The 25,636-nt window shown below is 63.8% G+C and carries 21 protein-coding genes, 1 other RNA gene and 1 pseudogene; 10 read left to right on the forward strand and 13 right to left on the reverse strand.

The window, feature by feature from the left end:
• Nucleotides 1-51: 51 nt before the first annotated feature.
• Nucleotides 52-837 carry a DUF1868 domain-containing protein gene (locus tag FLG15_RS21930; RefSeq protein WP_057678656.1) on the reverse strand — a complete coding sequence of 262 codons (786 nt, stop codon included), beginning with the start codon at nucleotides 835-837 and terminating at the stop codon, nucleotides 52-54.
• Between the two features lie 10 nt (nucleotides 838-847).
• Nucleotides 848-3,493, reverse strand: a complete 2,646-nt coding sequence (locus FLG15_RS21935; RefSeq protein WP_209228251.1) for a TonB-dependent receptor — start codon at nucleotides 3,491-3,493, stop codon at nucleotides 848-850.
• Between the two features lie 102 nt (nucleotides 3,494-3,595).
• Between FLG15_RS21935 and FLG15_RS21940 the strand changes: the two genes are divergently transcribed.
• A complete protein-coding gene (locus FLG15_RS21940) occupies nucleotides 3,596-4,753 on the forward strand; it encodes an ROK family protein (protein ID WP_150147415.1) in 1,158 nt (385 codons plus the stop codon).
• 143 nt (nucleotides 4,754-4,896) lie between these two features.
• Nucleotides 4,897-7,086: a type III secretion system effector avirulence protein AvrBs2 gene (gene avrBs2 / locus FLG15_RS21945; RefSeq protein ID WP_057678658.1), complete on the forward strand. Its 2,190-nt coding sequence runs from the start codon at nucleotides 4,897-4,899 to the stop codon at nucleotides 7,084-7,086.
• A gap of 486 nt (nucleotides 7,087-7,572) precedes the next feature.
• On the opposite strand, the gene FLG15_RS21955 is transcribed toward avrBs2, so the two are convergent.
• Both FLG15_RS21955 and FLG15_RS21960 read right to left on the reverse strand, forming a co-directional pair.
• Entirely contained in the window at nucleotides 7,573-9,030 is a 1,458-nt protein-coding gene (locus FLG15_RS21955) for a ribonuclease H-like domain-containing protein (RefSeq protein ID WP_150147418.1), read from the reverse strand.
• Entirely contained in the window at nucleotides 9,027-11,522 is a 2,496-nt protein-coding gene (locus FLG15_RS21960) for a DEAD/DEAH box helicase (protein WP_057678661.1), read from the reverse strand. Before FLG15_RS21960 ends, FLG15_RS21955 begins: the two co-directional genes overlap by 4 nt.
• Before the next feature lie 177 nt (nucleotides 11,523-11,699).
• On the opposite strand from FLG15_RS21960, the gene trhA reads away from it, so the two are divergent.
• From trhA to FLG15_RS21980, 4 genes and pseudogenes are all read left to right on the forward strand, one after another.
• Nucleotides 11,700-12,362, forward strand: coding sequence for a PAQR family membrane homeostasis protein TrhA (gene trhA, locus FLG15_RS21965; RefSeq protein WP_057678662.1), 663 nt, complete (start codon nucleotides 11,700-11,702; stop codon nucleotides 12,360-12,362).
• Nucleotides 12,363-12,428: 66 nt separating this feature from the next.
• Nucleotides 12,429-12,677 carry a type II toxin-antitoxin system Phd/YefM family antitoxin gene (locus tag FLG15_RS21970; protein WP_057678663.1) on the forward strand — a complete coding sequence of 83 codons (249 nt, stop codon included), beginning with the start codon at nucleotides 12,429-12,431 and terminating at the stop codon, nucleotides 12,675-12,677.
• A pseudogene (locus tag FLG15_RS21975) lies at nucleotides 12,674-12,971 on the forward strand (type II toxin-antitoxin system RelE/ParE family toxin). The gene FLG15_RS21970 and the pseudogene FLG15_RS21975 overlap by 4 nt, the downstream one beginning before the upstream one ends.
• 60 nt (nucleotides 12,972-13,031) lie before the next feature.
• Nucleotides 13,032-13,108: non-coding RNA, sX9 sRNA (locus tag FLG15_RS21980), on the forward strand.
• A gap of 42 nt (nucleotides 13,109-13,150) precedes the next feature.
• Here the strand turns inward: FLG15_RS21980 and FLG15_RS21985 are convergent.
• Both FLG15_RS21985 and FLG15_RS21990 read right to left on the reverse strand, forming a co-directional pair.
• Complete coding sequence (locus tag FLG15_RS21985) at nucleotides 13,151-14,050, reverse strand: SDR family NAD(P)-dependent oxidoreductase (RefSeq protein WP_057678664.1); 900 nt, start codon at nucleotides 14,048-14,050, stop codon at nucleotides 13,151-13,153.
• Between the two features lie 59 nt (nucleotides 14,051-14,109).
• Entirely contained in the window at nucleotides 14,110-14,847 is a 738-nt protein-coding gene (locus FLG15_RS21990) for an SDR family oxidoreductase (protein ID WP_057678665.1), read from the reverse strand.
• Nucleotides 14,848-14,972: 125 nt separating this feature from the next.
• Between FLG15_RS21990 and FLG15_RS21995 the strand changes: the two genes are divergently transcribed.
• On the forward strand, nucleotides 14,973-15,884 hold the full coding sequence (locus FLG15_RS21995; protein WP_150147421.1) for a LysR family transcriptional regulator: 912 nt from the start codon (nucleotides 14,973-14,975) through the stop codon (nucleotides 15,882-15,884).
• Nucleotides 15,885-16,097: 213 nt separating this feature from the next.
• On the opposite strand, the gene FLG15_RS22000 is transcribed toward FLG15_RS21995, so the two are convergent.
• The gene (locus tag FLG15_RS22000; RefSeq protein ID WP_057678667.1) at nucleotides 16,098-17,177 is read right to left on the reverse strand and encodes an ATP-grasp fold amidoligase family protein; all 1,080 of its coding nucleotides are present in this window, start codon (nucleotides 17,175-17,177) and stop codon (nucleotides 16,098-16,100) included.
• Nucleotides 17,178-17,777: 600 nt separating this feature from the next.
• Between FLG15_RS22000 and FLG15_RS22005 the strand changes: the two genes are divergently transcribed.
• Nucleotides 17,778-18,461 (forward strand): hypothetical protein, encoded by a 684-nt coding sequence (locus FLG15_RS22005; protein ID WP_081022958.1) that lies wholly within the window; start codon nucleotides 17,778-17,780, stop codon nucleotides 18,459-18,461.
• A 238-nt stretch (nucleotides 18,462-18,699) separates the two neighbouring features.
• Here FLG15_RS22005 and FLG15_RS22010 read toward each other — a convergent pair whose 3' ends face one another.
• Nucleotides 18,700-19,317 (reverse strand): NAD(P)H-dependent oxidoreductase, encoded by a 618-nt coding sequence (locus tag FLG15_RS22010; RefSeq protein ID WP_057678669.1) that lies wholly within the window; start codon nucleotides 19,315-19,317, stop codon nucleotides 18,700-18,702.
• Nucleotides 19,318-19,798: 481 nt separating this feature from the next.
• Here FLG15_RS22010 and FLG15_RS22015 point away from each other — a divergent pair, with 481 nt between their 5' ends.
• Nucleotides 19,799-20,755 carry a DUF2971 domain-containing protein gene (locus tag FLG15_RS22015; RefSeq protein ID WP_150147424.1) on the forward strand — a complete coding sequence of 319 codons (957 nt, stop codon included), beginning with the start codon at nucleotides 19,799-19,801 and terminating at the stop codon, nucleotides 20,753-20,755.
• 245 nt (nucleotides 20,756-21,000) lie between these two features.
• Here the strand turns inward: FLG15_RS22015 and FLG15_RS22020 are convergent, their stop codons facing one another.
• Together FLG15_RS22020 and FLG15_RS22025 are read right to left on the reverse strand one after the other, a co-directional pair.
• Nucleotides 21,001-21,450 (reverse strand): hypothetical protein, encoded by a 450-nt coding sequence (locus tag FLG15_RS22020; protein WP_057678670.1) that lies wholly within the window; start codon nucleotides 21,448-21,450, stop codon nucleotides 21,001-21,003.
• Nucleotides 21,451-21,574: 124 nt separating this feature from the next.
• Nucleotides 21,575-21,805, reverse strand: a complete 231-nt coding sequence (locus FLG15_RS22025) for an XAC0095 family protein (protein WP_150147427.1) — start codon at nucleotides 21,803-21,805, stop codon at nucleotides 21,575-21,577.
• 23 nt (nucleotides 21,806-21,828) lie between these two features.
• On the opposite strand from FLG15_RS22025, the gene FLG15_RS22030 reads away from it, so the two are divergent.
• Nucleotides 21,829-22,943 (forward strand): IS3 family transposase gene (locus FLG15_RS22030; protein WP_370512609.1). Its coding sequence is split into 2 segments (ribosomal slippage): nucleotides 21,829-22,081 and nucleotides 22,081-22,943, totalling 1,116 coding nucleotides; the frame shifts between segments, so codons are not numbered across the junction.
• A gap of 371 nt (nucleotides 22,944-23,314) precedes the next feature.
• Here the strand turns inward: FLG15_RS22030 and FLG15_RS22035 are convergent.
• From FLG15_RS22035 to FLG15_RS22040, 3 genes are all read right to left on the reverse strand, one after another.
• On the reverse strand, nucleotides 23,315-24,082 hold the full coding sequence (locus FLG15_RS22035; RefSeq protein WP_244666113.1) for a hypothetical protein: 768 nt from the start codon (nucleotides 24,080-24,082) through the stop codon (nucleotides 23,315-23,317).
• Between the two features lie 117 nt (nucleotides 24,083-24,199).
• On the reverse strand, nucleotides 24,200-24,472 hold the full coding sequence (locus tag FLG15_RS23665; RefSeq protein WP_244666114.1) for a hypothetical protein: 273 nt from the start codon (nucleotides 24,470-24,472) through the stop codon (nucleotides 24,200-24,202).
• 234 nt (nucleotides 24,473-24,706) lie between these two features.
• Complete coding sequence (locus FLG15_RS22040; protein ID WP_237377046.1) at nucleotides 24,707-25,636, reverse strand: glycerophosphodiester phosphodiesterase family protein; 930 nt, start codon at nucleotides 25,634-25,636, stop codon at nucleotides 24,707-24,709.

Genomic DNA, 25,636 nt, shown 5'->3' on the forward strand with positions numbered 1-25,636 from the left:
TTGAAACCACGTAGCCGGCACACGGCGCTGCGTCGCTGTCTCAACGCAACCTCAGACCTCGTACACCGTGCGAAACGCGTCCATGTCCTTGAACGTACAAAAATGAAAGCGCCGCACCGTGATCGGTCCCGCGGCTGCCAGCTGCGTGAGCCAGCCGCGCACCGCCGTGCGATACGCCGTTTGCTCTGCCGCATCCAGCGTGTCGCACAGGTAAGCCAGCGAAATATGAAACTGGAAGTTGGTGTAGTCGGGGCGTTGCAAGCGTGTCAGTTGCATCAGCGCTTGGCGCGCCGCTTCCAGGCGCTGCGCGGTTTGCGTGTCGGCCGGCTTCAACGGAATCAGCAGATTGTCGTTGATGCCGGTCTTGGCTGCGGTCGGGTTGACCAGGAAGCGGCACGCGCCCAGCGGCGGCGCGGCGCGCTCCTTCAACCGTGCCAGATAGGCCGCGTCGATATCGGCCAAGGCATGGTCGCGCGGCAGATCGTTCGGCCAGGGCCCGCTCGCACGGTCGATCTCATTGACCCCGCCCAACAAGGTCACGTGGTAGCTGCTCGGCGGCAACAGGGCGAACTTGTGGGCAAAGCGCTGCTCGGGGAACTGGCGGTAGATGTTCAGCACGCGGTCGAAGCTGTCGTAGCCATCGCCCTGTTGTTCCAGATGACCCACAAAGGTATTGCCGGCAAACGGCATCGGCCGTCGCGAGCGCAGAAACTTGCGGCCCACATCCGCTGGTGACGGCGTCATGGCCAGCGTGGGCAGACCGGTGGCCAGCAGCGAGGTGCCGGCGGCGGCCATCAGGTGGCGGCGGCTGATGCGTGTGTCCAGAAGCGACGACATGGGAAAAGCCTCAGAGTTTGACGTTGATGCCGAGCATCACGGTGGGTGCCATTTTCCAGGCCGATTGCACGTATTCCTGGTGGCGGCCGATGCGGTATTCGTAGCCCTGGCCGGTCAGGTTGAGCACATCCAGGCTCACTGCCACTGCCGGCGAGACATCCCAGGCCAGTTTCAGGTCGAGACGGTCCAGCGGCTGTTGGTAGCGGTTGCGATAAAACTCCTGCTGGTTGCTGTAGTTGGGGTAACGGTCGTCCCACAGCTCGCCGGTACGGCTCCAGGCCAGGGTGCTGCGCAGCGGCCCACGGGCGTAGTTCAGGGTCAGATTCCACAGCTGCTTGGGCTGTTGCGGCAGCACCGACAAGGTGGTGCGGCTGCCGTCGCCGAGCACCACCGGGTAGTCCACGTCCAGGAAGGTGACATTGGCACCGACCGACAGCCCGGCCAGTGCGGGCAGCCACGGGCCCAGTTCCTTGATCGCGCCGAGTTCGGCGCCGCGCATGCGGACCGGCCGGTCGGTATTGCGCGGTTGGGTGACCAGCACCTGCTCGCCGTCGATGCTCTGCAGCTGGCCGTAACGGAAAATCTCGTTGTCGATGGTCTTGTGGAACAGCGCGATCGACAGCAGGCTGCCACCGTCGTCGAACGTCCAGTCGTGGCCAAGGTCCAGATTCTGCGAGCGACGCGGCTGCAGGTCCGGGTTGCCCTGGTTGAGCGTGGGCGGGTTGCTGCCCAACCTGAGCACGCCGCCGTTCAACGCCATCTGGTCCAGGCGCGGTCGCCCGATCGAGCGCGAGGCGCCGAAGCGTAACGTGCCGTTGGCACTGGTCTGCACCTGGCCGGCCAGCGATGGCAACCAGTTGCGGTAGGTGCGTTGCGCACTGACAGGCGCCCAGACGCTGCCGCTCAATTGCTGGCCGCTGCTGCCGAAGCGGGTCTGCTCCAGGCGCACGCCGCCGGACAACCGCCAGCGCTCGCCGCGCCACTGTGCTTGTGCGAAGCCGGCACGCACCTGCTCATCCACGCTGTAGGTGCCGCTGTTCTGCGCGGTGATGTCCGCCACGCCGCGCGCCTGGTCGGACACCGCATCCCAGCGCGCATCGGCCAGGTCCGGGTCGATGATCAACATGGGCGCATTGCAACCCAGGGCGTAGGTGGGATCGCCCAGCACATCGGCCAGCGAATAAGGCAACCCGCTCCAGGTCGTGCGCTGGAACGCGGTCTGCATGTGCGTGCGCACCTGTCGCAGGCCAAAGGCCAGTCCCAGCCCCTGGCTGTCTTCGTCCATGTTGCGACGCAGCTCCAGTTGCAGGTCGCTCACCCGTTCGGCGTAGGTGGTGCGCTCCTGCTGGTGGTTGAGGTTGGCGTAGCGGGTCGGGTCGTCCGCCAGGGTCGGGTCCAGGGCCGTGAATGCCGGCAGGGTGCCATTCCAATCGAAGCCGTAAGCCAGGCGGTTCTGCTGGAAGCGGTCCCAGGTCTGCGGGTTGTCCACCGTGGCCCGCGAGGTGCTTGCCCGCAGCGCGCCGCGCCACTGGTCAGGCAGTTCGGCCAGCAGTTCGCCGTTGATGCCGGACAGCCCGCGCTTCCAGCGCAGCTGCCCCAACTCGACGAGCTGGTTGAGATTGTCCAGCGTGCCGCTTTGCGCGCCGCTGCGGGTCAGGCGCGCGCTGTTCTGCACCTGGGCGACCTGGGCATTGCGGTCGGAAGATTCGTGCTGGTTGAACGTGTAGCCGGACACATGGCCGCTGAGCGGACCATCCGGCTGCCAATCCACGCGTGCGGTCACACCGCGCCGTTCGCGGGTGTTGTCGTAGTTGTACCAGCGCCGTTCGCTGGGCACCGCAGCGCCGGTGCCGCCATAGGCCGACGACGCGCGCGTGCCGTCGGCGTTGTACCAGTTCAGGGCACCGCCATTTTCCTGCTGCGGCACCGAAATCTCACGGCGCCAGACGCTGGCCGCGCCCAAAAACGCGAACTGGCCGTCACGCCCGAAGCGCTTGCCCCATTTCAGCTCGCCTTCGCCCACCGGCGTGCGGCCGCCATAGCGGCTCCCCATGAGGTTGGCGCCGCCCTTGGCCGAGGCGGTCAGCAGCCCATCGGGCCGAGCAAAGCCGGTAGCGGTGACCAGATTGGTCACGCCACCGATCGCGCCGCCATCGTTCTCCGGCAGCAGCGACTTCACCACATCGATGCGGTCCACGAAGTTGGCCGGCAGCACATCCATCAGCGCCTGGCGGCTACCGATGTCGTTGCTGGCGAAGGCAAAGCCGTCGATCAGCATGCTGTTGTAGTTGCCGTTGAGGCCGCGCACCGTCACATAGCGTGGTTCGCCCTGGTACTCGACCGTGCTCACGCCGGTGACCCGGCGCAGCGCATCGCCCACATTGAAGTCCGGCAATTGCCCGATGCTGTCGGCGGCAACCGAATCCACGATGGTGGGCGCCGCCTGCTTGGTGGCGATGGCGCGCGTGTTCTGCGACTGGAACGGGTTGCGCACCTGCACCGCGTCCAGGGTCAGCGCGTCGCCTCCGCCGGACATGTCGGCTGCGGTGGCGTACGAAGGAAGCCAGCCGATCAAGGCCAGCCCCAGCGCAAGCGACAGCGCATGCCAAGACGGGGCAGTGCAAGGGGGGCGGGACGGGGAATGCAACAGGCGCATGGCACGATATCAACGTCGGTGGCCCCAACGCAGGGCCGCGGACGGATTAAATTAAGCTGCTTAATTAAAGCAATTATGACAACGACGGACGTTTCGCCCTGCATGCCCTCTTTGTTCGCAAACGCAGCCATTCGTTCGCATTACCGTCGTCGCAGCGATGGGCAGGCCGCCGGTTCCAGCGAGCGCCTGCTGCTGGATCTGATCCGCAGGGCAGGGCAATTCGAGCGTGCGGATCTGCCGCGCGCCAGCGGGCTCAGCGTGCCCGGCATCAAGGGCATCGTCGACCCGCTGGTGGCGCACGGCCTGCTGCAGCTGCGGCCCTCGTTGCGGCGTGGCCGTGGCCAACCGAGCGCGCAGGTGAGCCTGGTGCCGGGGTATGCCTACAGCGTGGGGGTGTCGGTGATGGTCGATGGCTTTGCGGTGGTGCTGATCGACTTCGCCGGCCAGGTCCGCGGCATGCGCCAGCTCACGGCCTTCCCGCTGACGCTGGCGGTGGTGCGTGCACAGCTGCCGGCCCTGGTGGAGGCACTGCTCACGGCGGCCGGCGTGGATCGGCAGCATGTGTTCGGCGTCGGTCTGAGCATGACCGGTCCGCGCATCGGCGACGGCACCCGGGTCAATCCGCCCCTGTCGCTGGCAGCGGAATGGATGCAGGTGGAGCTGGACCGGTTTGTCGCCGATTGCCTGCAGCTACCGGTCTGGATGGACAACGACGCCCATTGCGCCGCCCTGGCCGAGGCCGTGTACGGCATTGGCCGCCAATCGCCGGACCTGGTCTATCTGTCGATCTCCGACGGCTTTGCTGCCGGCGTGATTGCTGCCGGCAACGTGCGCCGCGGCGCACACGGCAATGTGGGCGAACTGGGGCGCATTTCGGCCATCACCGGCATGGCGCGGCCGACCCTGGAAAGCCTGCGCCAGGCGCTGGTCGCCGATGGCCACGCGCTGCTGGACCTGCACACCATGCTGCAGCACTACGATGCGGCGTGGCCGCAGATCGATGCGTGGCTGGATGCAGTGGAGCCGACCGTGACGCTTGCGGTGGCGGCGATCATTGCGTTGATCGATCCGCGTGTGATTGTGTTTGGCGCGCGCCTGCCAACCGATCTTGCGCAACGGCTGATCGCCCGCATCGCCTTCGAACCTGCGCCGCGGCGTGGCGTTGCATTGCCGTATCCCACGCTGCAGGTCGGGCAGGTGACGGCGCATGCCACCGTGCTGGGCGCGGCCATGCTGCCGTTCAAGGAAACGCTGTTCTAGCGCACCGCATACGCGGCGATATACGCGCCAAGTGCCGGGTAACGCGTCCAAACAAGGGCTGCGCTGCACGCCTGCCAACGCGCGCAACGCAGGCATCGTTTCGCATCCGGGCGGTACTTTTCGCCTAAATTGCGAATTGTCATATGCCACGCGCTTTACTGGCCGCCCGCCGCATTTTCGAGGTCATCATGCGTATCGGTCCTCTGCAACCTTCTGTCGCGCACACGGCTGCGCCGGCACTCCCGACGCACACCAATGCGATCAGCCCGACGCAGGTGCCGCACATGCCGGGCAACACCCCGCCACTGCGAGAAAGGCCGCGTCGCCGCGCCGGCAATATGCCCCCGCTGGTGCCGTTGAACGGCAGCGCGATGACCGGCAGGCCGGCGCTGGTGGCGCTCGACAGCGAATTCTCCGAGCAGCGCCTGGCCGAAGTGCAGGCGCGCCAGATCACCGTCCAGACACTGCAAACAAAGCTTGCCACGCATCTGGCGCAGGCCGGTACGGCGCCCAAACCCGACAGCATTGCGGCACGTTTTGCCGCCGGGACACTGGAGCCGGTGTATCTGGATACCGCCGCCTTCAATGCCATGTCGCGCGGGCTGCCCGCACACGCACGTGCGGCCGCAGGCCCGGTGCTGATCGATGCGCAACAAGGTCGCATCATCTTCAACCTGCAACGCGCGTTTGCGCCTGGCGACACCTTCAGCGACGCGGCGCTTGCCGCGCTTGGCAAGCAGTTGAATCTCTCCGGCCACGGGCTGGCGATGCCGGACTGGCTGCAGCCTGCCGCAGGCACGCCGCGGCGGCGCAAGTTGCAGCAAGCCGCGCGCTACCACGGCCACGAGGTGCCGGCCCGCGACGGTGGTGCCGGGTTCTTCAAGGCCAACGACCATCGTCTGCTGGAAGGCAAGCAAGCGCTGTTGCGCAATCATCGAAAATCGCTCGTGCACGACCACTACTTCGAAGCACCCAGCACGCGTGCGTTCGGAAAGGACGTCATGGTGCATCGCGGGCTGTTCGATAATCACGCCGGCATTCCGGAAAACTCGCTGGCGTCCATCGATCATGCCTACGAGCAGGGCTACCGCAATCTGGAGCTGGACGTCGAAGTCAGTTCCGATGGCGTGCCGGTGTTGATGCATGATTTCAGCATCGGCCGCATGGCAGGTGACCCGCAGAACCGATTGGTGTCGCAGGTGCCGTTTGCCGAGCTGCGTGAAATGCCGTTGGTGATTCGCAACCCGTCTGATGGAAACTACGTCAAGACCGACCAGACCATCGCCGGTGTGGAGCAGATGCTGGAGCACGTGCTCAAAAAGCCCGAGCCGATGTCGGTGGCGCTGGACTGCAAGGAAAATACCGGCGAAGCGGTGGCGATGCTGCTGATGCGCCGGCCGGACCTGCGCCAGGCTGCCGCGATCAAGGTCTATGCCAAGTACTACACGGGCGGCTTTGACCAATTCCTGTCCAATTTGTACAAGCACTACCAGATCAACCCGTTGCACTCGCAGGATGCGCCGCGCCGCGCCGCGCTGGACCGCTTGCTGGCCAAGATCAACGTGGTGCCGGTCTTGAGCCAGGGCATGTTGAACGACGAGCGCTTGCGCGGCTTCTTTCGAAGCAATGAGCAGGGCGCCGCAGGGCTCGCAGACACCGCAATGCAGTGGCTGGATAGCTGGACCAAGATGCGCCCGGTGATCGTGGAGGCGGTGGCCACCGACGACAGCGATGCCGGCAAGGCCATGGAAATGGCGCGGACGCGGATGCGCCAGCCGGACTCGGCCTACGCGAAGGCCGCGTATTCGGTGAGCTACCGGTATGAGGACTTTTCCGTGCCGCGCGCCAATCACGACAAGGACTACTACGTTTACCGCAACTTCGGTGAACTCCAAAAGCTCACCAACGAGGACTTCGGCGTCAAGCGCACCACGGCCGGCGCGTTTCGCGACGATGGCGAAAGCCTGTTGACCGATCAGCCCGAGGCGGAATTGCTCGCCATCCTGGAAAACCGCACGCTGGCCCGGGGCCATACCGGCAACGAACTCGACGTGCCGCCGGAAACGCCCATCGACATCAACCGGGACGCGGAGATCGTGAAGCAGCGAACCCAGCAATTCCAGGCCAGCTCCATCCCCGCCGATCCGAACCACATCGCCGCGGTTCGCGAAGGCAAACAACACGATCGCACCGCAGACATGGTCAATGACCCTGCAGCAGCGCGTGCGCTGGACAAGCGCGCCGAAGCGCTTGGCTTGTTGACCGACAAATACCGTGGCACGCCTGTGACCCACTATCTCAATGAGCAGGCCAGGCAGACCGAAACGGATTGAACCTTCCAACCACCGCTTCGGTTGGCAGGTTGAGCGCTTGGGGCGGCATGCAGACGCCCCAAGCCACGCCCGGGCAGCGTCGGGATTGCGAGAGATCACGCGCCTGCACCGGCAAGCCGGCGCCGGGAGCGATGGTGCAGCTGATCAGGCGCGAGGCAGTGCCCTGCGTCCACGTGCCGCGGCGTGCGGCGCCGCGTTACCTGCGTACGCATCCGCCGTTGCCTCCCGTCGATTCATCGATGGAAGTGGCTGCGTGGTCTTATCGGAATGACCCGCAGCCGCCTGCAGTGCGCCATCACGGCGTTGCATGTCGTCCATCGCAGGCATCCGCCCATGGCTGGCGCGCCACGTGGCTCAACACGCCGCAATGAATGACCGGACGGGTGGTCGTGGATTGCACGTAGCGTGCGTCAAGCGCCCTGTCGTGGGGCAAGTCCGGCCGACATCCTGCCCCGAACTAATTCCCCACCCAAATCGCATGACCGGTCAAGGCGTGCACGCCAACGTCAGCGCATTGCGCTCCTGCGCGTCCACCGCCACCAGCCGTTGCATCAGCAGCGACAGCGTCACCACGTCCTGGTGGTTGTGCTCGGCCACGCGGCGCAGGTTGCGCGCGCTGCCGCCGCGCAGGTAACTCAACCAGGCGGCCGGGGCCTCGGAGCCGGGCAGGTCGTCTTCGCGCACCATGCGCAGCAGTTGCCGCTCGATGGTGGACAGCTTGCAGTTCTCCCAGGTGCCGCGATACCGGCGGCGGGTGGGGAACAGCAGATCCACATGGTCCAGTGCAGAAATCGGGTCGCCGCGACGCGCCAGGCGGTAGCGCGTCTTCAGCAGCGGCGCGTCGTAGCAGCGGCCGTTGTAGCTGGACAGCACGGTGCGCGGTGTCAGCCAGGTGCGGAACAGATCCAGCATCGCGCTTTCGGCCGCCATCGTGGACATCATCAATTGACGCACGCGCAGGCCGCTGCCTTGCGCGGCATCGACCACCCAATCGGCCACCCCGATCATGAAGGCACGGGTGCCGGTGCCGCCGGCCAGGCCGGTGGTTTCGGTATCGAAGAACAGCAGGTCCATCGGGTCGACGGCATCGTCGCGTTTGGCGAAGGCCAGCGAGAGCGCCTGTGTGGGAATCGCCTGCGGCAGGAACGCCTGGATCAGATGCAGGCCGGGCGCGATCTCGTTGCCAGGCAGAAATCGGTCGCTGGATGGCGCGCGCACCGGTGCATGTGCCGAGACCGCGCGTTCGCGCAGGCCGATCATCTTGCGCAAGCCGGCGATGTCGGTGCGGCGTTGCGCCGGATGTGCCAGCGACATCGCCGCGGGCGCCGCGGTCGTTGTGCTGCGCGCTGTCGGGCAGTGGCGTGCGCGATCGGCAGCCACGGCGCTGATTGCATCGACATCACCATTCGATGGCAGTGCCGGCTTGTGGCGCACATCGTGCTCCACCCACGCAAAGACCGATGCGTCGCGCGCGGGCGGCGCAGGCACGGGCGACTGCAAGGCGCGGCGGGCGAGCGTCGATGCGGCGCGCGCCGCGTCAGGGCCGCCGGCCGCCGCGCCATGACCTGCAGCTGCGTTCTCTCGCAGCGGCAAGCGCGCAGCAGGTGACGCGGTGCTGGAGACCGCCGCCCGCTGTGCGCGTGTCGGCATGACCGCATCGTCGTTGCGCGCGGCAGGCGTCAGCCCGCCAACCTGACGGCGCAGCAGGCGCAGCCGTTCGGCGCTGACGCCCGGCGCATGACCAGGCGCAGGCAAGGCGCCCTGCGTGTCCGCGCCGGACGCCGGCTGCGCGAGCTCACCGACAGGCGCGGTATCCGCGGCCTTCGCATCGACTGCCGACGCATCGTGCAGCGCATCGCCATCGCCATCCTTCACCGGCGCAGGCACATCCGCCTGCCCGGCCTGACGCCGCAACAAACGCAGCCGGTCCGCACTCACACTCATGCAAGCACGTCCAGCGCCAGGTCGTCGTCCACCTGCATGGCATGTGGCAACGGTGCATCGGCATCGAACAACAACGCCAGCACCGTGAGTGCCAGCGACTTCGGCGACTCGCCCTTGCCTTCTTCGTGCGCGGCCAGCACCGGGCCGACGCAGGCCGGGCACCCGGCGCTGCAATCGCAACGCCGCACCAACTCGTCCGCGCGCTGCAGCAGCTCGGCCTGGCGCAGCCACAGCGGCTCGCTCAAGCCCACCCCGCCGGGGAAGTTGTCGTACAGGTACACCGTGGGCACGAAGGCCTGCTGCAATTCCACCGTGGCCGCATCGCCTTCTTCCACGCCGCGCAGTTGCCCACGCCCGGTCTGGTCGGCCACCGCAAACCACGCGCCATCGCCATTGCCCACGGCCTTTTGCAGGTCGCGCGCATCGGCCATCACCGCCACCGTGGCCACCACGTGCAGCGCGTAGGCCGCGCCCAGGAAGCCATCCAACGCGTCCTGCTTGGACGCGAACGCCTTGCCCAGGGTCGCCTGCGGCAACTGCCACCACACTGCGGTGGTGTGCAATTCCTGGTCGGGCAGGTTCACCGGGCCGTAGCCGATGTTCTCGTGTGTGTAGTAGCGGATCTTCTTGTAGCCGGACACGCGCCGCACCACATGCACCTCGCCATGGTGGCAATCGCCACGGCCGGCCACACCGCCATCGAAGCGGTCCAGCACCTTCAGCTTGGTGTAGTCGATGCTGTCGGTGTAGTAGTCCACATGCGTGCGCGTCACGTACGCCTTGCGGCCTTCCCAATCCAGCCGCTCCACCTGGTAGGGCGTGCTCTGCACCATGTGGATAGCGCCTTCGTACAAGGTGAGCGCAGCGGCCGAATAATCCACCTCGGCGATGATCTGCTGCTTGCCATCGCTCTTGTCCACCACCACGAAATTGCCGTCGGCCACCGAACGCAGGCTCACCGCGTTGGCCGGGTAGCTGTCGGCGATCCATTCCCAGCGGTCGCCTTCCTGGTGGATCACTTCGCTTTCGGCCAGCGCTTCCAGGAACACCAGCGGGTCGATCGGGCCGAATGGCTCGCTGGCAATGAACGGCAGCTCGAATGCCGCGCAACGGATGTGATCGAACAGGATCAGCGGCTGGTCCGGCGCGATGCGCGCATGTTCGGGCGAGGCATCGGCGAAGAAATCCGGGTGCCGCACCACGTATTGGTCCAGCGGTTGCGAGCTGGCCACCAGCACGCCCAGCGCCGGCTGCTGGCGCCGCCCGGCGCGGCCGAAGCGCTGCCAGGTGGCCGCCACGCTACCGGGGTAGCCGTTGAGGATCACCACATCCAGCGCGCCGATATCCACGCCCAGTTCCAACGCAGAAGTCGAAATGATGCCGTCGATGTTGCCGGCGCGCATCGCCCGTTCCACCTCGCGGCGCTCGGTGGGCAGATAACCGCCGCGGTAGGCACGAATCCGCGCCGGCTTGCGCGGATCGTGGTCGAAGATGTCCTTCAGATACTTGGTCAGCACTTCCACCATCAGCCGCGTCTGCGCGAACACCAGCGTCTTCAGCCCACTCTTGATGGCGATGCGCGCAATGCGGTTGCTCTGCGAGCGCGCCGAGGCGCGCAGGCCCAGATCGGCATTGACCACCGGCGGGTTCCACAACAGCACATGCTTGTCGCCGGTGGGCGCACCGGACTCGGTGATGGCATGCACCTGCTCTTCGATCAAGGCCTGCGCGTGCGCATGCGGGTTGCCGATGGTGGCCGAGCACAGGATGAATTGCGGGGTGGCGCCATAGAACGCGCAGATGCGCTTGAGCCGGCGCAGCACGTTGGTGACATGGCTGCCGAACACGCCGCGGTAGGTGTGGATCTCGTCGATCACCACATAGCGCAGGTTCTCGAAGAACTGCGCCCACTTGGTGTGATGCGGCAGGATCGCCTGGTGCAGCATGTCCGGGTTGCTCACCACGATGTCGCCATGCAGCCGAATCGCCTGGCGCGCATCGCCCGGCGTGTCGCCATCGAAGGTGAAGGCTTTCACGCCCAGCTCGCCGGCGCGGTTCAACTCCAGCAGCTCGGCCACCTGGTCCTGCGCCAGCGCCTTGGTCGGAAACAGGTACAAGGCCTTGGCGCCGCTGGTCATCGCCGCGCTCACCACCGGCAGCGTGTAGCACAGCGATTTGCCCGAGGCGGTGGGCGTGACGATCGCCACATGCTCGCCGCGCTGGGTGGCTGCCCACGCGTCGGCCTGGTGGCTGTAGAGCTGGCTGATGCCGCGCGCCTGCAGCGCATCGGCCAGTGCGCTGGGCACATCGTCGGGGATCGGCGCGTAGCTTCCCGCGCGCCCGGGAATGGTGAAGCTGCCGGTGATGCGGTCGTGGTAACGCCGTTCCAGGCGCTGCGTGAGCAGCGCACCATCGCGGCTGGGTCGGCCGTCGGTGGTGGCCAGTGCGCGTTCGGCGGTTTCGGTGCGGGGAGCGAGGGCAAACGGAGGCATACGGCAAGGGCTCCCAAAGAGGGAGATCAAACGAAAAGGATGTCTCAGGGTATGAGACCGGCGCGCCTGCGCCCAGCCTGCCTCACTGAGCGGATTCAGCAAGCCGGGTATCCTGTCGCCCCCACAGCGTCACGGCTGTCTTGCACGCTGTGGGATCCCCCACATCGAAGAAACGCCGTGCCCGTGCCTGCCAACGTCACTGCTCCGCATTACAAGTCCGTTTCTGCCCGCCGCGCCGATATCGCGGTACATGCCGCCGGCCTGTTGCTGGCCATCGTGGGCGGCGCCTGGATGGTGGTGCGCGCGCACGCCAACCAGACCATGCTGCTGGCCACCTGCATCTACGCGCTGGGGCTGCTGGTGATGTTCGCCTGTTCGGCGGCCTACAACTTCGCCCCACCGCAGCGCCAGCCGATGCTGCGCAAGTTCGACCACGCCGGCATCTTCGTCATGATTGCCGGCTCCTACACGCCGTTTTTCCTGGTGGCACTGGACGGCACCTGGCGCTGGGTGATGATCCTCAGTGTCTGGTGCGTGGCCTTGTTCGGCGTGTTCGCCAAGCTGTGCCTGCCCGGCATCGCCAAGGGCTTCTGGGTGGCGATCTACCTGCTGCTGGGCTGGGCCGGCATCGTGGTGATCAACCAGATGATCGCCGGGCTGGACAGCGCGGTGCTCTGGCTCATCGTCGCCGGCGGTGCGTTCTACACGGTGGGCGTGTGCTTCTACGTGCGCAAGTCCATGGTCTACAACCGCGCCATCTGGCACGCCCACGTGCTGGGCGGCGCGCTGTCGCACTGGTGCGCCATCTGGTTGTGCCTGCGGCCGTTGGGCGAGGGGTGACCACGCAGTGTGACGTCCTTGGGCCGGCCGCGTGCCTCGCCCGAAGTGATACTGCAATGTCACTGCATGGGCACCGAACTTGTCACCACGCTCAAGCGTCAGGCGACCGAACTCCTTGCAGCTGCAGCGCGCGACAAGGAGCCAATCCTGATCACACAGCACGGTTTACCTAGTGCCTATCTGGTGGATGTTGCCAGCGATGAGCGCATGCAGCAGCGCATTGCGCTTCTCCAAGGAATCGCCCGTGGAGAAATGGCAGTCGCGGAAGGCCGTACGCTGAGCCATGAACAGGCACGGCAGCGCATGGCGCGATAGCTGAAATAATCTGGTCGGTGCCGGCATTGGCTGATCTGGACGCAATTGCCGACTACATCGCAATCGATAACGCACCCCCTGCAGCGGCGCGGGTCAAACGGGTGTTCGCGCAGGTTGAGCAATTGATCGAACGCCCCGGACAGCGGAAGCCGGCCACAGGAACTCACGCGCCAGCTATCGCCAGATTGTCGACCACCTTGCCGCGTGTTCTACCGCGTGGATGGGCAGCGCATCGTGGTGGTGCACGTCATGCGGTGGGAGCGCGCGCTTCGCAGGAACCGTCTTTCACGCTAAGAGCGGCCAACAAAACCACGGCATAGCCGCCAGGCAGGCGCGGCCGGTGCTCGGTGCGGCATGCACCACGCCGACACTCCGGTGGTGAGTGCGCCGTCCACATCCAGCTGACCACTGCTCGCCACCGTCTGTTAGCCGCTCTACGGCCGGCAGGCACTCCAAGCGCCTGCCGCATCCCATCATTCCACCACGCGCGGTGCCAACAGGTCGCCCAATCCCGCACGGTGCAGCATCTCTGCGCGCAAGCGGTCGAGCACGGCAAAGCCGACGTCGGCGCCATCGCCCGCCGGGTCGATATGCACCCGGAACGGCCGCTTGCCGAACGGTGCGTTCACCACCTGCACGATCGCCTGCGCCACCTCGGCCACGTCGGCGTCTTCGGGCACCAGGCGCGCAAACGCCTGCTGCACCTGTTCGCCAAAACCTGCATAGGGGCCGGCCGCGTAGGCCGCGGCGCGTGCGGCATCGTCCGGTGTGCCGGCATGGGCAAAGTGGTTGGTGCCCTTGGTGAAGGCACCCGGCACGATGATCGAAGTCTCGATGCCCCAGCGCGCCAACTCGCGTGCGTACTGCACTGCCAAGGCATCCATCGCCGCCTTGGCCGCGAAATAGGGGCCCAGATACGGCGGTGTGCCGCCGGCCGAGCTGCTGCTGGACACCCACACCAGCAGACCCTGCTGCTGTGCCCGCAATTGCGGCAATGCCGCGCGGTTGACCCGCTGCGTGCCCAGCACGTTGATGTCGTAGACCTGCGCCAGCTGTTCGGCGGTAAACGCCTCGGCCGGGCCGAACACCATGTGCCCGGCGTTGTGCACCACCACGTCCAGCCCACCGGCCTGCGCCACGATGGATGCCACCGCCGCGTCGGCCGAGGCCTGCGATTGCACGTCCAGCTCGACCGTGTGCAAGGCCAGCTGCTGCTTGTCCGCCAATTCGGCCATCGCCTGCGCCACGCCGGCATTGCGCCCGGCGGTATCGCGCATGGAGGCGTAGACGGTGTGGCCGGCGGCGGCCAGCGCTTGCGCGGCCAATCGGCCGAAGCCGCTGGACGCGCCAGTGACCAGGATGCGTTTGCTCATGTCAGTGCTCCTTGAAAGGGAAAACCAGCAGCGTGCGCACTGCCGCGCGCCACAGCGGGTCAGACCATGCCGCCGTTGGCGCGCAGCACCTGGCCGTTGATCCAGCCGCCATCGGGGCCGACCAGGAACGCCACCGCCGCCGCGATGTCGTCCGGGCAGCCAAGGCGTTCCAGCGGATTGGCCTTGGACAAGCGTTCGATCAATTCTGGTGACTTGCCGTCCAGGAACAGCGCCGTGCCGGTCGGGCCAGGCGCCACCGCGTTGACGGTGATGGCACGCCCGCGCAATTCCTTGGACAAGATCGCCGTCAGCGTTTCCACCGCCGCCTTGGTGGCCGCATACACCCCGTAGGTTTCCAGCTTCAGGCCGACCACGCTGGTGGAGAGGTTGACGATGCGGCCCCCGTTGCGCAGCCGGCGTGCGGCCTGGCGCAACGTGTTGAAGGTGCCTTTCAGATTGATCGCGATGTGTTTGTCGAACAAGCCATCGTCGCTGTCGGCCAGGGTGGCCAGCTGCATGATGCCGGCGTTGTTGACCAGCACATCCACCCCGCCGAACGCAGCCTCGGCGGCGGCAAACAGGCGCTCGACGGCGGCCGGGTCGCTGACATCGGCCTGCACACCGATCGCGCGGCCACCGGCCGCTTCGATGCTGCGCACCTGTTGATCGGCCTCATCCGCATGGCCGGCGTAGTTGAGCACGACGGCAAAGCCATCGCCGGCCAATCGCTGCGCGATGGCAGCGCCAATACCGCGCGAGGCTCCGGTCACCAATGCCACTTTCTGCTGCTGAGTCATGCATGTTCTTCCGTTATGCCGCGGGCTGCGGCGTTGCGGAAACTATCCAATGCAATGACACGACGATAATCACACTAAACTGCACAGCACTGTTTCCAGCGCCCGAACAGTGGGCAAGGGGTGCCATGGATCGGTTCGACGCCATGCGCTTGTTCGTGCGGATCGTGGAGCGGCGCAGCTTCACTGCAGCGGCCAACGACATGGAAATTCCGCGCTCCACCGCCACCAAGGTGATTGCCGAGATGGAAGCGCGCCTGGGCGTGCGCCTGTTACAGCGCACCACGCGCGTGGTGCGGCCCACGCTCGATGGCGAGCTCTTCCATCAACGCTGCATGCGCATTCTCGACGATGTGGACGATGCCGAAGGCGGCTTCCGCGGCGTGGCACCCAAGGGGGTGCTGCGGGTGGAAGTGCAGGGCACGCTGGCGCGGCACTTCCTGCTGCCCGGCTTGCCCGCATTCTTTGCGCAGTACCCGCAGATCCAGCTGGTGATGAGCGAGAGCGACCGCTGGGTGGATCTGGTGGAAGAAGGCATCGACTGCGTGTTGCGCTATGGCCCGCTGCGCGACAGCGAACTGGTCGCACGCCGCGTGGCCATGCTCGAACGCCTCACCTGCGCCACGCCGCAGTACCTGCAACGTTTCGGCATGCCTGCGCAGCTGGAAGCGCTGGACCACCACCGCATGGTTGGCTTGCGTTCGATCACCACCGGCGTGGTCACCCCGCTGGAGTTCCAGACCGCGCAGGGGCTGCGCACCTTCGCATTGCCCAGCCCGCTCAGCGTCACCGGTACCGAGAGCTATCTGGCCGGCATCCGGCTTGGCCTGGGCATCGCGCAGGTGCCGCGTTTCCATGTGGCGCACGACTTGCAGCAAGGCACGCTGGTGGAAATCCTGCGCGATACCCCGCCGCCGTCCAACCCGGTGTCGCTGCTGTATTCCCGCGCCCGTCAGCTGTCGCCGCGGGTGCGCGTGTTTCTGGACTGGGCCGCTGGCGAATTTGCCAAACAGGCGGGCGTGGCTGCGCCAATTGGATAGGCGCAACGGCGGGCTCTGTAGTGCGTAACCGGCGTGGCAGCGGCAGCTGGTTGGTGATATCCGCAGCACGCCGCGCGGCGGCAACCTGCACCCTCCGCATCGCTGCCAGACATCATCGGCTGCGTGCACCGCATGCCGAAGCGCCGCAGTCATCGGGCGATGCAACGGCGCGCTGCATCGGCATCGCCTGCGCAGTGCACCTGCGCAGACGCTTCACCGCTGTGGCACGCGCCCGCCCACACCAAACCCTCGCATCGGCAGTCCCGGTGCTTCAGGCGCGCGCCGCTGCACCCACATCTCGCCCATCATCCGGTCCAGCCCACGGTCCAAACCGGTCACCAACCCGGCGCCGGGGGTGAAGGTGAGTTCGCCGAAATACACCTGCCCGTGCTGGATATACCAATCCACCCGCACATAATCGAAGTCGCTGGCCAGCACCTTGCTCAGTTCCAGCGCCTGCTCGAGCAGCTCCGGTGCACACGGCGGTGCGCGACCGTCGTCGCGGATGCGGTGAAAAGCCTCATGCAAGTTGCCGACGAAAAACGTCATCGCCAATTTCGGCGTGTCGAAGCGCCCGTAGATCACCTGCAGCACGTACTTGAACGTGCCATCGGTCTGGCGAAACATGTGGAACTTGTAATCCACCGGCACCTGCTGCGCATCGCCGATATAGGTTTCCACCAGGATGCGTGGCGGAATATCGCGGTAATGGATCTCACGCACCATGTCGGAAAAATCGGTGCGCAGCCATTGGCCGCAACGCGCGATGATGCGGCGCTTCTGCTGCGCGTCCGGCTCTTCGCGCACCACCTCCACCATGGCTGCGCCATGGTTGGCCTTGATCACCGTTTGCTGCCACTGCGGCAACCGCAGCAAGTCCTGCGGATCGGTGGTGTCCAGCAATAGCGGGATCAGATGCGCCTGGCCGATCCTGGCCGCCACATACGGCCGCACCGCGAACTTGTCGGCCAACCGCTGGTATTGCAGGTAATCACCGTGCACGCATTTGCGGTAGAGGATCTTCTCGTTGAAGCACTTGGGTGTGTACAGATCGGGCAGGCGTCCAAACGTATGCAGGAAATACAGCCGGTCCTGATGCCGCCAGGGCAAGGTGCACACCAGGCTGCGCGCGCCCTTGCGCAGCAGACGCTTGAGGCTGGCCGCATCTGCCGCGGTGCGCGTCGGGGCTGCCGGGCGACCAGTGCCTGCGGGCGGTGCCAACCCCGGCAACAGTGCAGCCCATGGCTGGGCTGCCGCCCGCTCTCCACCCACCGGCTGCGTTTGCAGCCCCATCCTGTTCTCTGTCACGGCCAGCTCCTTCTCGAATATGAGATGCACATCACGTTTTACAGTGATGGGTGCCACGGTATACGAGAAAACTCCGACCTGCGTCACATTACGTCTCAAGCCGCCCTACTGTGCAAATCCGGCCGCGTTTTCGGTCCAACGATGCCGGATCCGACCACGGTTGCGTCCGCTTTGATGCATTGCGGGAGTAGGCGCGAGGGCAACCACCAGAGCAACCGCCAGAGCTGGGGCACCACCCACCCACCGGCCGTCGATCGAACCAACGCCACTGGCCCCGCATCGCGGGCACGGCCAAAGCGTTCAACACTGCCAGCCAGCCCCATGCCGCGTACTCGGCCGCCTGTCAGCCCGCGTCACCGCCAGCGAACGCTGCGATACAGATCGACGTGCGTCTGCTGCGCCTTCGCCACGTGCCACGGGCGATGCACGGCGTAACTACCAGGCGACAGCAGCGTGCAGCGGACTTGACCGCGTCATCGCTGCCACGCAAGGTGCAGGCGCAAGGAGCAACGCAGCTGCGGCATGTGCGCCCCGCACGTCTCGCACGCCACCAGGGACAGCCCAATGAAATTCGCTAGCACCGCATTGATCGCGCTCACTGCAATGGCCCTGGGCAGCTGCACCGACACGCCGCCGCCAGCGCAAACGACCTCAGCCAGCGCGCCTACCGTCCACGTGCGCACCACCGGCCACGGCAGCGCACCGAACAAGCTGTCGCGGTCACCGGCGGCGCGTGTAGCGCAAACCCATGCCGACACAGCGCCATATCTGTGCCACCCCGGCTCAGACGCCTGCAGCGCTGGCGGCCCGCTGCTGGCCAGCTCGCAGGCCGAAGCGCGCTGGCTGATCGCCCACGGCTACCCATCGCCGGCCGAGCACGCACGCTTGAGCAGGATGGATCAGGCCCAGTTGCAGGCTCAATCGCTGGCGGGCAATCCGGCGGCCACGGTGCTCTACGGCAGCAAGACCGCGCTCAGTGGCCGCTTCGAGAGCGGCGTGGCGATATTGCGCAAGGCCGCAGCCACCGGAAATCTCTACGCCTACTCTGGGCTGTCCGAGGCCTACAACGGCGACACTCCGCAAAAGAACCTGGTCGAGAGTGCGGCGTATCTGCGGCTCGCCTATCTGCTGGGCGATCGCAAGGCATCGGCAGCGATTGCACAACGCGACTTGAGTGACATCGAGAACGTCCTCGCAGACGAGCGTGCGGCAGTGCTGTACCAGACCTTTGCCAAATCCCAGAGGCCTTCTCCCCGGCCGTTCGAGTGATGTCTGGCGGGGGGCGACGCGTTGCCGCACGCCCCCGGACGCGTGGCTGCCTAGATTGCATGCGTTACCAGTACACGGTGATGCGGTGGCACGTCAGGAGTAGAGCTGCAGTCGTGCAAGCCACGGCACAACGCGCGAGCGTTATTGGCATGCAGGCATACGGGCATACGGGCATACGGGCATACGGGCAGCTGGTCGGGCCTGCCAGTCATCATGACGCAGCAGCTGCAGCCTGGAGTCAGCTGGGTTCGCTACCGGCAGAGGCTCTTGCGCCAAACAACCGCGCGCCAATCGCCCGCGCCGTGTCGAAATGCGATTGCGGAAAGGCCGCATCCGGCACCGTCAGCAGCTCGGAGGTGCGCACCGGCGCCCCGCAGAAATCGAAGATGCCGTGGGCGATCTGCGTCTTCATCGCACCGAAGTAGCCGTGCCGCGCGTAGGTGCGCTCGTCCGCACCGCCAATGGCCAGCAGGTGCACATCAAGGCGCTGCAGCTTCTTCACGATCTTGCCATCGGCGCTTTCGTCGAACGCCCAGCCCAGCGTAAATACCCGGTCGATCCAGCCTTTGAGCAGCGCAGGAAACGACCACCAGTAAATCGGAAACACCAGCACCAGCGCATCGGCGCGGTCCAGGCGCGCGTGTTCGGCTGCTACATCCGGCGCGGGTGCCGCGCGCTGCTGAAAGAGTGCGACATCGGCCTGGTTGAAGCGCGGGTCGAAGCCTTCCTGCGCCAGATCGGCAACCTCGACCGTATGCGTTGCATCGGATGCCAGCACGGCATCGCGCACCTGGGCAGCCACTGCGTGCGTGTGCGAGCGGGGATCCGGGTGCGCAACAACAATCAAGGCATGCATCACATGGGTCTCCAAGCGAAAGAGCGCCGTAGCGTACCTGCGTTCGTTGACTCTCGTACACGCATGCCATGCGGACTGAGCTGATGCACGAGCCGGTATCCATGCACACGGCCGCAACGTTGCGGTGTAGTCCTACCGATTCAAAAGCAACGCAGCAGTGCAGCTCTGTGCACCCAAGCATCACCGGCTAGGCGCTTGGGATGCCACCACCGGAAGCCTGCTTCATAGCGGCATCAACGCAAGCAAGCAAAGCAGCAGGCCAGGCGCCAGTGCCTACGCAATGTGTGGTCCCCGCATCTCACCAGGCGTGTGGTTAGGCCAATCGTCACCACCGTGATCGCAAAGCTGATCGCAAAAGCAAATATCCAATTCGTTTTGTGTCTCAACCTTTAGACCGCAGGGAATTCGTCAGTCGCAGCTTGCAGGACTTCGCTTTTCCGCTCAATCTTGGCGTCACACAGTTGAACCTTCAGGAGCTTATATGGACGCACTTGAGGCTTGCGTAGATGGCTTGTGGTCTGATTTGAAGGAGGATGAACACTTTCCTTCAAAACGCCCCCTGCTCGCGCACTACACTTCTCTTTCGACGATGGAATCAATTTTCCGCGGGGAAGAAATATGGATGTCGCATCCTTTTTTGATGAATGACGATGAAGAGCTTAAGTGGGGAATCGTTGAGGGAGTGAAAAGAATTAGGACTAATGATTCCCTTGCAAGTCAATTTGGATCAGTGAGCAATTATGCAGCTTTTTTAGAGGCAGTCGAGAATGCCAGGGACAGTGAGGGTAGTACTAATGCTCTCGATACATATGTTGCTTGCTTCTGTCAGCACCAAAAGGATGACAGGGATGGTCTTCTTTCCATGTGGCGCGCCTATGGTGCAGATGGTGGTGGCGTTGCGATAGTTTTTGATACGAACAAATTGCTAGAGGACGACGATTCGCCGTTGATCATAGCGCCTGTGCGTTACGCGACGACGGAAGAACGTTACGCGTGGATGGACTGGGCTCTAAGCATATGCTCGAAGGCTGTAACTGGCTTTGGGCCCAACGCGAATGATGTAAGCATTGGCCAGATTGCCTCTGCGTATTTCCAAAGGCTAAGGTACTTTGCAATCTTTACTAAGCACGCGGCATTTCGAGAGGAGAACGAATGGCGTGTAGTTTATTTCCCTGATAGGGATGAGACGCGGCGTTATGCGGTGCTGTTGAGTTACGCCATTAACCGAAAGGGCATTCAGCCCAAGCTGAAGCTCCGACTAGGTCAAAACGCAATCGGCGCACCATTACTTCTAGAGGATGTGGTGCATTCAATACTCTTGGGCCCTACCGCGGGAAGTCTACTTTCAGAGCACGCCCTTAAGCGAATGCTTTGCGCTCTAGGCAAGCCTGGGCTTGCAGATAAGGTGGACTTCTCGAGCACTCCCTATCGACCATGACTTGGAACCTTTAAGTGGATTTACGACAGAATTCGTGGCCGGAAGAGGATGGTGTCGCGGCCTGGAACTTCTTCAAATCACTCAAGCCAAACCAGCCGCTTGAATTTGCCAGGCCTAGCTAAACACGGCAGCTAAAGACATAAGGATGAGTCGCTCCAAGATACTGGACTAAGTCTACTTCCTGTCCTGAAATCGCTGCCACCCACCGGCAGCAATCGACACCGAGTGGTGTGGAGTAGGTTCACTCACCCACCCTGACACCGCTGCCAGCCGCCGCCGCCAGCCGACACCTGCTCCCACCCATTACGCAGCCGCTTCATCGCTTGCCCGCCGACGCATGCATAACCCAGCTGCTTGGCTTCTGCAGTGCCAAGACCCGGCAACGCGATGATGGAATCCGACGGAGCAGGGCGCCCCTGACGCTGTGCTTCATTGCGCAGCATCATGTTCTCGACGCCTTGGCAGTAACGCACCATGCCCGGATGCGGGTGCACGCGGTATTGCTCGCAGTTGAAGGGCGTGGTGTCGCGCGCCATCGAGTTATATGGCTGCTGCGTCGGCGCAATGTACTTGCTTGTTGCGGTGCCGGTGGCCGAGCGCATGCCTTGTGCATGCGCTGGCTGCACGGACGCGGCGACGCACAGCGCTGACGTTGCCAGCACGATGCATCGCGCGATGGTGGTGATCCTGTCCATGGTCTTCCCCTTATATGCACCGATCCTAGCCCAAGCGCTGCATGCGCGTGTGGATCAGGTCGCTTGGCGATGCGAGCTTGCGTGCTTGATCACATGGCGCCTGGCTTGCATCCAAGAAAGTGTGTTACCGGGCGGTGCCCAAATCCTCCAGCACATCATCCATTTGCTCAGCCAAGTGCTGCAGGCAATGCGCCCACTGCTGTATGGGAATGGCCGGCATGCCCATGGCGCCTTCCTCGCGTGCGCGCGGTGTGGCCAAGGTGGCCAGCAGACGCAGTTGGTCGCGTACGCGTAGCAGGTGGTATCGTAAGCTCCCCAGCCTGACAGACACCGCATAAGTGGATATTTCTGGCATCGTTACCTCAGCCAGGAGGTTCTATGCGCACCTCAAAGTTCACCGAGACGCAGATCGTCGCGACGCTCAAGCAGGCCGACGCCGGCGTGCCGGTCAAGGACATCTGTCGCCAGGTTGGTATCAGCACAGCGACGTACTACCAGTGGAAGAGTAAGTACGGAGGCCTGGAGGCTTCGGAGCTGCGGCGGGTCAAGGAGCTTGAGTCGGAGAACGCCAAGCTCAAGCGGATGTACGCCGAGTTGGCGCTCGACAATGCGGCCATGAAGGATCTCATCGCAAAAAAACTCTAGGGCCGGCGCGCAAGCGCGAGGCCGTGCGGTACCTGATCGAGGTACACGCGCGGCCGCTGCGTCGGTCCTGTGCATGCGTCGGGCTTGCACGTGCGGCGTGGTATGCGCCACCGCTCGACTGGACAGTACGCGATGCCGAGTTGATCGCGGCGATCGCACGTGTCGTCGAAGACCGCCCCAGTCGCGGCTTTTGGAAATGCAGCGACGTACTGCGCAGGACGCGACCTGACTGGAACCCGAAGCGAATCTATCGCGTGTACAAGGCCATGCGGCTCAACCTGCGCCGCGCTGCGAAGCGGCGGCTTCCCAAGCGCGAGCGTGTCGCGCTGTATGTCCCAAGGTTGCCTGATACCGTCTGGTCGGTCGACTTCATGAGCGACGCTCTGGCGTGCGGCCGACGCTTCCGCACCTTCAACGTGGTCGACGACTTCAACCGCGAGGTGCTCCACATCGAGGTGGATACGTCGATCAACTCGCATCGTCTGGTGCGCGTGTTCGAGCAGATCAAGCACGATCATGGCCTGCCGCAGGTCGTGCGTTCCGACAACGGACCAGAGTTTCTGGGCGACGCATTTACCAGCTGGCTGAAGGTCAATGGCGTGGCGATCCAGTACATCCAGCCCGGCAAGCCGAACCAGAACGCCTTCATCGAACGTTTCAACCGCACCTTCCGGGAAGAAGTGCTCGACCAGCACCTCTTCACCCGCCTCGACGATATCCGCGAAGCTACCCATTGGTGGATGATCGATTACAACGAACAGCGGCCCCATGACGCGCTCGGCGGCCTAACGCCGACCGAGTACCGCAACCAACACGCCAGAAGGTCTACTTTTGGACTGTCTGCTTGACGGGGGAGCTTACGATATCTTCGGACGCGGCCACACGCAAAAGCACATCGGCCTGGAAATCTGGAGGGAGTGCCGCCGCCGCGGTGATGACCTCTTGAGCGGACGGCCTGTCTTGCCCAGATTGCACAGGAGCCAACGCACTTCCGCTAGCTAAAGGGTGCTTCTGCACCTGGGAAAGCATGTTCGTTGACGGTGAAACACTCTTGGAGTCGTCAGCCTGTCGTAACAAGAGCCAGGCGAGGGCGGCGATTGCACTAACAATGAGGATGGATTTCCAACTGCTTGCAAGACGCATAAGGTGACCTGGCCCGGATAGGCTTGTCTTCGAACCGTTATGGAAGGGGCCGGCATGCGCCGGCCCCGTTTGGAAATCACAGGTAGCGAGTCGTATCGCGTTTGATAGAGGAACGAATAACGCCTAGCGGGTCGTCAGTGATGATGCTAGTGAAACCGGCAACCACCTGCAGCAGGTAGTTGGGACGCTCATCTGCGGTTTCATCACCGAAGTGCTTGGTGCGCGTCAGGTAATCACTCAGTGCAGCGCAACAGGTGCCATTGCTGCGGACGAAGTGATAACCATCGTGTGAGCTGACGCGATATTCCGACACCGGCGAGAACGCACCAATAGCCTCCTTTTTCGCTTGATTGTCCGCTAGCAGCTCGGCGGTGGGATCACCACGGCGCGGTTGCTTATTGCCAATTTCCAACCACGCGAAGTTTTGTTTGCCTCTGACCTGACTGATCCAGGCGTTGACTCGGCAGAACGGCGTGTCGCTACTGATCGTGCCGCATAGTCCGACATAGCCACCATCGGCAAGGTTGTCCATGTCGCCAGCGTAGATGGTGGGTGCAAATGCAACGCCCTTGGTATAATTGGTGATGCTGTCTGGGTTGCGCGCAAGTAGCGACGCACTGAACTTCAGGACGACCTGGTTCTCCATGCCATATGCCCGTGCAAGATCAGCGGCGCGCGATACTGCGTCAAGTGTTTTCAAGTCCAGCACGATGACCATGTGATTCGCCGAGTCGCGAATCGTGGTAAGCGCGCGAGTCAGTGTGACGGGGTGGTAGCCCGTCTTGGCGAAGTTCCGATCGCGGAGCAACGCAGCATTGAGCTCCGCATTGCTCAACGTGCGCACGTCGGGATTCCAACCCGTCGGATTGTTAGCAGCCTGGAAAATATTGAAATTTGGGCTGTGCTCAAGAAGGCGCCCGACATTCTGATCGTGGAAGAGCCAAGGTGTTCCATCAGCGGACTACTTGACATCCAGTTCGATCGCCTCAACATTGTTGTTGTAGGTGGCAAGGATTGAGCAGGACGAGTTCTCTGGGCAGCCGGCACTCACGACGCCACGATGTGCGATGACGGCGATACTGACGCCACTGATCTGATGCGGTCGCTTGAGCGCGCCGAGGATGTGCTGGGGATTCCAGTTGTTTGCAGCCGATGCTGCGCCGGAAAGCGCTGCAATTGCCAGGCAAGCAAGAGTGCAGATCGTTTTCTTCCAGGGACGCGTGGATCGTTTCACGATGGTTCTCCAGGAGGGTCAAGGGTAGTGAATGAGTGGTGCGATTACGAACAGCCTTACATCTCACGGCGCTCGCGATTTCTTGAGCAGCGTGAAGATCGTGGTGATGATTTAGCGCTTGTAGATAGCAACCACGGTCATGAGTAGGCCGCCCGCTTGTCTATCCGCGCGGCCTTTTATCTGCCTAGAGTATGAAATCGGTTAACGCAGTTTGCCTGGCCATAAAATGACCATCTAAAGTATTCGGCGCCCGTATTGCAGGTAGCTCTGTAGGGCAAAGGGTTGATCTGTTTGCATCATGCTGACACCGCGGTCGCGTAAGACTCCCCAGATCTTCGCCGGATCCCTCAGCGCTTTTGAATCGGTATAGTCGCCTGAAAGGTTCATCGGATGCCCGCTGGCAATATCGTTCGTCATTGTATTGACGAAAAGCCGGATCTTCCCTTTGGAAACGTGACGTGCCGTCTCGATGAGCGAAGCATCGTCGAACATAAGTTGTAGCGATGTAGGCCGCAACGTCGCGGCGCGTTGAAAAGCCTCTGCTGCAGCTATCTTGGTATCGCGTTCGATGTACAACACTTGCAGTGCAATATCAGAGCGATGCGCGCGTTCGACAATTTCGCTGGGCACACCTATCGGTACGTTCAGCAGGACGTCTCGCTGTGCATTGGCCGCCTCAACTGCATCCATGACCTGGCTCAACGAAGCATCCTTGACATCGAGGTTGATCAAGGTTTTCCCGCGCGCGACAGCAAGGGCTTGTGCAAAAGTGGGTGGATGCCACTCGGTCAATGAAGCGTCTGGGCCACCGCCTTTGGTGCGGATGCGCATACGTGCGATCTGTGCGGCGGTGAGATCGGTAACGGCGCCGTGACCGTTCGTGGTCCGGTCAACGCTATCGTCATGCATGAGGACCAGTTGTCCATCACGCGTGGTGCGGATGTCGATCTCTACCATGTCGATGCCGCGTGCCACGCATGCATTGATGCCAGCCAACGTGTTCTCCGCGGCCAGCATCCAGCAAGCACGATGCGAGACCACAATGGTGCCAGCATTGGGGTCGCGCAAGCGCTCGGACAACGTCAGTTTTGCTGGAGTCGAGGCAGCGACGTGGAACGTTGGCAACAACAGCGTCAGGACTGCAACCATAATGTGTGCACGCAT

It is taken from the genome of Xanthomonas phaseoli pv. dieffenbachiae, from assembly GCF_008639345.1.
Lineage (GTDB): Bacteria > Pseudomonadota > Gammaproteobacteria > Xanthomonadales > Xanthomonadaceae > Xanthomonas > Xanthomonas phaseoli.